We start from the raw sequence: 4,873 nt of genomic DNA on the forward strand, positions 1-4,873 counted from the left end.
CCGAACTCCACGACGCCTTCGTCTCCCTCGCCTGCAGCCTCATCTGCTGGCGACGCCTCAACAAACCCGAATCATGATCGTGTTACGAGCTCTTAACGTCAGCTGGAGGCCCACCCCGGAGGAGAGGGGGGAATAGCCGTTAAGGGGAGCCGCCAGCGAAGGGCTGCTCCCAGCCCCGTGGCGCTGCCGGCTGCGGGCAGGTCCGGCAGCGGTAACACGTCGCCGAACACCGCCCCGGTCGGCAGCATCCAGTGACCTGAGTCAGAGATGTCGTGGTAGTTCGTAGAACTTCGAGTCGGGCCGCGGCGAGAGAAATTCCCTTGCCGGACCGACCTTGGGCCGGGCGGCGCCCCGCGGCACCGGGCCGCCGATCTACCAGAGAACTTCCGACTCAATCACCAGGGCCGAGGGCCGCTCATTCGTTCAAGAAGAGCGTTAGCACGGCCGCCGACAGCAGTAGACCGGCGCCGGCCATCACCTTGGCCGCCGTCGGCCGCCGTCGCGGGTCCGCCCCGGCGGCCAGCAGGAGCTGCAGTAGCGAAGGGAAGAAGAAGAACATCCCGGCCATGGCGCCCACGAAGGACCACGGCAGCAGCAGCGCCGAGATGAATCCGATGGACCACCCGAAGCCCGACGGCCGGGCGTGCAGCAACAGGGGTATGGCAACCACCCCGGCGGTCACGAAGGCCAGGGAAAGAGTTGTGTAGCCCGGGCCTGACCACGCGATCAGCGGGGCCAGGGGGGTGATCGCGGCGAGTACCACGAGGCCGAACTGCCATGGATGAACGCTGTCTCGCGCAGTGGCCTGCATGACCCACTCCCGGCTCCGATGACTTGAACGCGTTCAAGCTACCGCAGCCGGCCGCAAGCTAGTGACCCGAGTCGGAAGTTCTCTGGCAGATCGGCGGCCCCGTGCCGTGGGACGCTGCCCAGCCTGAGGTCGGTCCGGGGAAGGAATTTCACTCGCCGGTCTCGAAGGTTCTACAAACTACCAAGACATCTCTGACTCGGGTCAGAGCTGGTCCGGCCACCATCTGGCGTCAGGAGAGTCGGCGTGGATGACCTTGGCTCGGGCCAGACTCTCGGAGTCGAGAGCCCATACGAGTTGTCGCAGCTCGCGGGCTGATTTCTTGGGTAGGGCGTGCAGGATCTCTTCGAGGTGGTCGCGGTAGAGGGAGGGGTCGCAGCCGCATTCTCGGACGTCGCATCGGGTTTCGGTGCGTGGAGTGGCCAGCTGCCTTAGCGGGCCGTGGGCAAGGGCAGCCCAGTGCCAGAAGGCTCCTGCTGTGGCCTCGGACCAGTAGCGACTCTGGTCCAGCCGGCGGATGTCGGCTGCGCAGGCTCCGGACAGGCGGTCGATCGCCGGATAGAGGCGTCGGTGGTCGCGGTTCCGTACGGGTCACTCATGGGAGCACCTCACCGGGCAGAGGCGCAGCGATCTCAGCCGCCTGAACGGCTGGTGACGGTGTCAGTTGAGGGCGCGTCGTTCTTGCCGTGGTTCTTGCTCCGGCCAGGGGCTTCACCTGGCGCATCAGTCCTGAGCTGCGGTTGGGCGGGGGTTTCGGCAGCGGCAGGGGACCAGCAGGCTGCGGAATGTTGGTGAGAATCAGCAACACCCACCTCGGCGCCGTGCATGCCGGGGAGCCACCTGCACCGACGCCCTGATCGCCTTTGTCCGCGACCGGCTGGCCGAGGAAGAATGCCAAGCCGGCCTGTCCACGAACCGGCTCCACCGTCCAGGGCCGCCTGGCCTGGCAGAACGGCCGCCACGAGCGCGGTCGTCGGGGGCTCTGCCCGGTGCTTGGCGGCAGCAAGAGCCGGTAGATTTCGTCCGGTGGCGCCACGGACGGTGGCCCGGCGGTAGGTCGATGTGGAAGGGCGCCATGGAATTCCTACGCGAGGACGGACACCGGCTGCTTCTGGGTTCTGTCGGGCTCCTCGCCATATCGGTCTCCGTCGCACTCGCGGTGCGGACCTGCAGCCGATGGCTGCTCATCCGCAAGACGTTCAGCGAAGGGCTATCCACCGAGGGCAGAGTGCTGGATGCCTACGTGCTACCGGGAGACCAGGGCCGGGCGGGCCTACAGCACGCCATCGTGGGCTTCCGCGCGGCCGACGGGCGCGCGTACCAGCTCGACATCGACACCGACCGGCGACAGCCTCTGGGCGCGCAGGTGCGACTGCGCTACCTCCCGTCGAGCCCGGAAGGAGCAGTCCTCGTCGAAGTGGGCCGAGGCACCGTGCGCACGGTGCTGACCCTCCTGTTTCTGGTGGCCCTCGGGCTGGTCGGCGCCCTCCTCACGGTGCTGAGCCTGCTCTAAATCTTGCTTTGCGGCCTCGACGGCGGCCGGCACCGGCAAGCGCGTCAACCCGCCAGAGCCGACTGTCCAAGCGTGATGGGAATTCTTGAAACGGCTCTGGCCGGAGTTTCGTGAACAGCTGGCCGGTTGACTGTCCGTTGTGACTGAACTGATCTACGTACAGGACTGCCACGGGCGACTGGAAGCCTGCGACAGAACTCCAGGCAGGGAGGCAGGCAGGCGCAGTACAAAAGCGCGCACCGCGTTCGATCAGTTCACGCCAGACGGCCTCAGCGGAAGGTCGCGGCTTCAAGCACCCCTCGTACCAGCCGCATCCGCGCCCCGCTCTCGTTCGTTGATCACCGGATGCGGTGGCGTACAAGGCGCCCGTGCGTCAGGGATGTGAGGGCAGGCGTGATGGCTGTGACGGACACCGGTGGCAGCGGCTGCGCGGGGCGCAGCGTGGTGGTGACGGGAGCGACGGGCGGTATCGGTGCGGCGACCGTGCTGCGGTTGGCCGGTTCGGGCTGGGATGTGATCGGCACGGCGCGCAGTCAGGAGAAGGCGGATGCCCTGGTCGCGGCTGCGGCGGGGCGGGGGCTGGCGTTGCGGACGGTGGTGCTGGATGTGGCGGATGCGGCCTCGTGCCGTGAGGCGATGGCCGGGGTGGAGGAGATGACGGGCGGTGGGGTGTGGGCGGTGGTGAACAACGCCGGTGTGCCGCAGGCCGGTGCTGTGGAGGATGTCAGTGATGAGCAGGCACGTCATCTGCTGGAGGTGAACCTTCTGGGCGCGATGCGGATGTGCCGGCTGGCGCTGCCGGGGATGCGCCGGAGGGGCGGGGGTCGGATCGTGAACGTGTCCTCCGGTCTGGGGCGGGTGCCGTGGCCGATGGGCGGCTGGTACAGCGCGAGCAAGCACGCCTTGAGTGCGATCACGCACTGCATGCGGGTGGAGCTGGCGCACGCCGGGGTACGGGTGTCGCTGGTGGAGCCGGGCGCGTTCGCGACGGCCATGCTGGATAGGGCGGTCGCCGACCTGACCAGCGCCGCCCCCTCCGGCGGCGGGGCGGGGTACGACCACTCGCGTGACTTGTTCACCGCTGTCAACCGACGGGTTCCCGGTCCCGAGCCGGTGGCCAGGGTCATCGCCACCGCGCTGTCAGTCCGGCGGCCGAGGGCCCGTTACACCGTCGGGCTTGATGCCCGCTTGCTCATCCCGCTCCACACGATGACTCCGTTGTTGCTGTCGGACCGGGTCAAGCACGCCGTCACCGGTCTGCCCCGCACCACACCGGCCGCCCCCACCGCGGGCATGGAGGTGGTCGCGTGAGTGCCTACAGCCAGATCACCCAGGTCGCGGTCCACTTCCCCGAGGGACGGCAGACCTCCCAGGCGATCGAGGACCGGCTGCGCGAACACAGCCCCGCCCTGCGCATTCGCCCGGGACTGTTGTACCGGATGTACGGGCTCCAGGAGCGGATCGTCGCGGACCAGGGCGTCCTGCCCTCCGACCTCGCCTCCCACGCCGGCCGGAGGGCACTGGCCCAGGCGGGGCTGGAGCCCGGCGATGTGGACCTGCTGGTGTTCGCCTCCGTCAGCGCGGATGTCCAGGAGCCGGCGAACGCACACATCGTGGCCGCCAAGATGGGCCTGACCTGCCCGGTCTTCGACGTCTCCAACGCCTGCAACAGCGTCCTGAACGCACTCGAAGTCGCCGACGCCCTCATCCGCTGCGGCCGTTACCGGCGCATCCTGATCACCTGCGGCGAAACGCTGAGCCGGCTCAGCCGCTGGACGATGACCAGCCGCCAAGAGATGCGCACCGCGCTCGCCTCGATGACTGGCGGCGACATCGGCGCAGCCCTGCTCGTCGAAGCCGCTGCCGAGCCCGGCATGATCGCCAGCACTTTCATGGCCAACTCCACCGGATGGCCCGCCGCCACGCTCTACAACCCCCACCACGCTCCCGGCCTGCCCCGCGGGCTGGACATCGACTCCGAGCAGCTCCTGGCTTCCTTCCTCGGCCTGGACACCCGTGCCGTTCAGTGGCTGAAGGAGCACGACACCGATCCCGGCGAACTCAGCCTCGTGTGCGTCCACCAGCCCTCCGTCCCCTTCGTGAACACGTTCTGCGAACGCCTGGGGGTCCGCCCGGACACGGTGGTGCCCACCTTCCCCCACACCGGCAACGTCGCCGCGGCCACCCTGCCCCTGCAACTCGCCCTCGCCGGCGAACGAGGCCGCCTGCGCCCTGGCATGAAGATCGCACTGTTCGGTCTGGCCAGCGGCGCCAGTGGCGCCGTGATGCTGATCAACTGGACCGCCTCAGGGGAACAGGCTCTCTGAACCGGGACCAGCAGCTACCCAGTGGTGCGGCGCCGGGGCGCCCAAGCGACAAGATCGGAATCCGTGAGGCCAGCCCCGCCTCCCTGCCCCTGGCCCGTATCGCTGAGCTTCCCCGGGCGCGGTGGAGACGCCTTTGGCGTCCCGGCGGGGACCCGGCCGGCCCCACGCTGAGGCACGACACCGCGCACGGCCGATTTCGCTGGCGCGGTTGACTTCGCTCGACCG

General features: G+C 68.7%; 4 protein-coding genes. 3 read left to right on the forward strand and 1 reads right to left on the reverse strand.

The window, feature by feature from the left end; all coding sequences use genetic code 11:
* Nucleotides 1–415 precede the first annotated feature (415 nt).
* Nucleotides 416–811 (reverse strand): hypothetical protein, encoded by a 396-nt coding sequence (locus AB0D48_RS37130; RefSeq protein WP_362407700.1) that lies wholly within the window; start codon nucleotides 809–811, stop codon nucleotides 416–418.
* A 1,072-nt stretch (nucleotides 812–1,883) separates the two neighbouring features.
* Here AB0D48_RS37130 and AB0D48_RS37135 point away from each other — a divergent pair.
* The 3 genes from AB0D48_RS37135 (at nucleotide 1,884) to AB0D48_RS37145 (ending at nucleotide 4,648) form a co-directional block, all read left to right on the forward strand.
* Complete coding sequence (locus AB0D48_RS37135) at nucleotides 1,884–2,321, forward strand: DUF3592 domain-containing protein (RefSeq protein WP_362407703.1); 438 nt, start codon at nucleotides 1,884–1,886, stop codon at nucleotides 2,319–2,321.
* A gap of 396 nt (nucleotides 2,322–2,717) precedes the next feature.
* Nucleotides 2,718–3,632 (forward strand): SDR family NAD(P)-dependent oxidoreductase, encoded by a 915-nt coding sequence (locus tag AB0D48_RS37140; protein WP_362407706.1) that lies wholly within the window; start codon nucleotides 2,718–2,720, stop codon nucleotides 3,630–3,632.
* Nucleotides 3,629–4,648 carry a 3-oxoacyl-[acyl-carrier-protein] synthase III C-terminal domain-containing protein gene (locus AB0D48_RS37145; RefSeq protein WP_362407709.1) on the forward strand — a complete coding sequence of 340 codons (1,020 nt, stop codon included), beginning with the start codon at nucleotides 3,629–3,631 and terminating at the stop codon, nucleotides 4,646–4,648. Before AB0D48_RS37140 ends, AB0D48_RS37145 begins: the two co-directional genes overlap by 4 nt.
* Nucleotides 4,649–4,873: the final 225 nt, after the last annotated feature.

The organism is Streptomyces sp. NPDC048269, assembly GCF_040652395.1.
Lineage (GTDB): Bacteria > Actinomycetota > Actinomycetes > Streptomycetales > Streptomycetaceae > Streptomyces.